At 73.0% G+C, this 2,831-nt stretch carries 1 protein-coding gene; it reads left to right on the top strand.

Annotated features, from left to right (window positions below):
- The first annotated feature begins 81 nt into the window (after positions 1-81).
- Positions 82-2,550 (top strand): 1,4-alpha-glucan branching protein GlgB, encoded by a 2,469-nt coding sequence (glgB, locus tag ACOJUF_RS11025; RefSeq protein WP_420121898.1) that lies wholly within the window; start codon positions 82-84, stop codon positions 2,548-2,550.
- The last annotated feature ends 281 nt before the right edge of the window (positions 2,551-2,831 follow it).

The following is a 2,831-nucleotide window of genomic DNA, read 5'->3' on the forward strand; positions in this document are numbered from 1 at the left end:
GCGAAGCCGACCCGCGCCCGGCGGGCCGCCCCGACGGCGGCCGCGGCGGGGGCCGCGGCGGGGGCGCCCACGGCCGCCCGCATGGCGGCGCCGAAGACGGCCACGGCGGCGGCCGCGGACGGCGCCGACGCGGTGACCGAGAAGCCGGCCAAGGCCCCGGCCAAGCGGGCCCCGCGCAAGACGGCGGCGGCCAAGGCCGCCGAAGCGGCCGGCGACCCGGCCGCCGCGGCCCCCGAGAAGCCGGCCAAGGCCCCGGCCAAGCGGGCGTCCCGCGCGAAGACCCCGGTCGCCGGCGGCGCGGTGCAGACCCCGCTCGCCCCCGACGAGCCCACCGCGACCGATCTCCCGGCCGCCGCGCCCGATCCCGCGCCGGCCGCGGTCCCGGACATCTCCACCGACCAGTACGAGAAGCTGATCGGTGGCGACACCCACGACCCGCACGGCATCCTGGGCGCGCACCCCCGGGGCGACGGGCACACCGTGATCCGGACCCTGCGGCACAACGCGGCGGCGGTGACCCTGCTGCACGAGGGCGGTGAGGTTCCGTTCGAGCACGTGCACGGCGGCGTGTTCGCCGCGGTGATCGACGGCCCGGTGACCGATTACCGGCTGCGGGTGGACTACGGCAACGGCGCGGTCTACGAGGTCGACGACCCGTACCGCTGGTTGCCCACGCTCGGCGAGATCGACCTGCACCTGATCGGCGAGGGCCGGCACGAGAACCTGTGGGACGTCCTGGGCGCGCACGTGCGCACCTACGACACCCCGGGCGGCACCGTGACCGGCACCTCGTTCGCGGTCTGGGCGCCCAACGCCCGCGGCGTGCGGGTCAGCGGCGACTTCGACTACTGGTCGGGCGCCGGCACCCCGATGCGCTCGCTCGGTTCGTCCGGCGTCTGGGAGCTGTTCGTGCCCGGGGTCGGCGAGGGCGCGCGGTACAAGTACCAGATCCTGGGCCAGGACGGGGCGTGGCGGGAGAAGGCCGATCCGTTCGCATTCGCGATCGAGGTGCCCCCGGCCACCGCGTCGATGGTGACGGTCGGGCGGCACGAGTGGGGCGACGAGGAGTGGATCGCCCGGCGCGCGGAGACCGATCAGCTCGCCGGCCCGCTGTCGATCTACGAGGTGCACGCCGGGTCCTGGCGGGAGGGCATCGGCTACCGCGAGATGGCCGACGCGCTGATCGAGGACCTGGCCGAGACCGGCTTCACCCACGTAGAGTTCCTGCCGCTGGCCGGCCACCCGTTCGCCCCGTCCTGGGGCTACCAGGTGACCTCGTACTACGCCCCGGACTCCCGGTTCGGCTCCCCCGACGACCTGCGGTACCTGATCGACCGGCTGCACCAGGCCGGCATCGGCGTGATCATGGACTGGGTGCCGGCCCACTTCCCCAAGGACGAGTGGGCGCTGGGCCGGTTCGACGGGACGTCGCTGTACGAGCACGCGGACCCGCGGCGCGGCGAGCAGCCGGACTGGGGCACGTTCGTGTTCGACTTCGGCCGGCGCGAGGTGCGCAACTTCCTCGTCGCCAACGCGCTGTACTGGTTCGAGGAGTACCACGTGGACGGGCTCCGGGTCGACGCGGTCGCCTCGATGCTCTACCTGGACTACTCCCGCGAGGACGGCCAGTGGCTGCCGAACATCTACGGCGGCAACGAGAACCTGGACGCGGTGGCGTTCCTGCAGGAGACCAACGCGACCGTCGGCAAGCGCGTCCCCGGCGCCCTGATGATCGCCGAGGAGTCGACGGCGTGGCCGGGCGTCACCCGGCCGACCCACCTGGGCGGCCTGGGCTTCCACCTGAAGTGGAACATGGGCTGGATGCACGACAGCCTCGGCTACATCTCCCGGGACCCGATCTACCGCTCCTGGCACCACAACGAGATGACGTTCTCGCTGATGTACGCCTTCTCGGAGCAGTTCGTGCTGCCCATCTCGCACGACGAGGTGGTGCACGGCAAGGGCTCGCTGTGGTCGAAGATCCCGGGCGACGAGTGGCAGAAGGCGGCCACCCTGCGCACCTACCTGGCCCACATGTGGGCCCACCCGGGCAAGCAGCTGCTGTTCATGGGCCAGGAGCTGGGCAACCCGTGGGAGTGGAACCAGGCGATCCAGTTGCCGTGGCAGCTCAAGGAGTACCCGCTGCACAACGGCATCCGGACCCTGGTCGGCGACCTGAACCGCGTCTACAAGTCCAGCCCGTCGCTGTACACGCAGGACTTCACGCCGGCCGGCTTCACCTGGCTCGACGCGAACGACCGCGAGGGCAACGTGCTGGCCTACCTGCGGTGGGGGGCGGACGGGTCGGTGCTGGCCTGCATCCTCAACTTCTCCCCCATGCCGCACAGCGGGTACCGGATCGGGCTGCCGCACGCCGGGATGTGGAAGGAGGCGGTCAACACCGACTCCGAGCTCTACGGCGGGTCGGGCGCCGGCAACATGGGCGCCGTGATGGCCACCGAGCACGCCTCGCACGGCCAGCCGGCGTCGGCGACCATCACCATCCCGCCGCTGGGTGCGCTGTGGTTGGTGCCGGACACGGACGCCTAGCCATCGCGGTGGCCGGTGCCCCGGCTCGGGTCGGGGCACCGGCTCTAGCCGGGGCGCCGGCGCGAGCCGTCCGAATGTCCGCGGAGACGCAGCGGCCGGGCGTTTCCGCGGAGACGTTGGGTATGCCAGGCCGATGAGGTCGCCGATGGTGTCGACTGATCGGCGTGGCGCCCCGGGGGTCCCGTGCCCGGCAGGGTGCGGGTGAGCGGCGACCCCGGCCGCGGGGCGGCGCGCTGGCTCGCGCTGGGCCTGGCCGGGCTGGTGATGGCGTTGTCGGTGAC

The sequence above is a fragment of the Nakamurella sp. genome (genome assembly GCF_048594475.1).
In the GTDB taxonomy this organism is placed as follows: domain Bacteria; phylum Actinomycetota; class Actinomycetes; order Mycobacteriales; family Nakamurellaceae; genus Nakamurella.

Excerpts from the sequence above, each read along its gene's own strand:
- glgB (WP_420121898.1), top strand. The coding sequence starts at position 82 with ATGGCGGCGCCGAAGACGGCCACGGCGGCGGCCGCGGACGGCGCCGAC.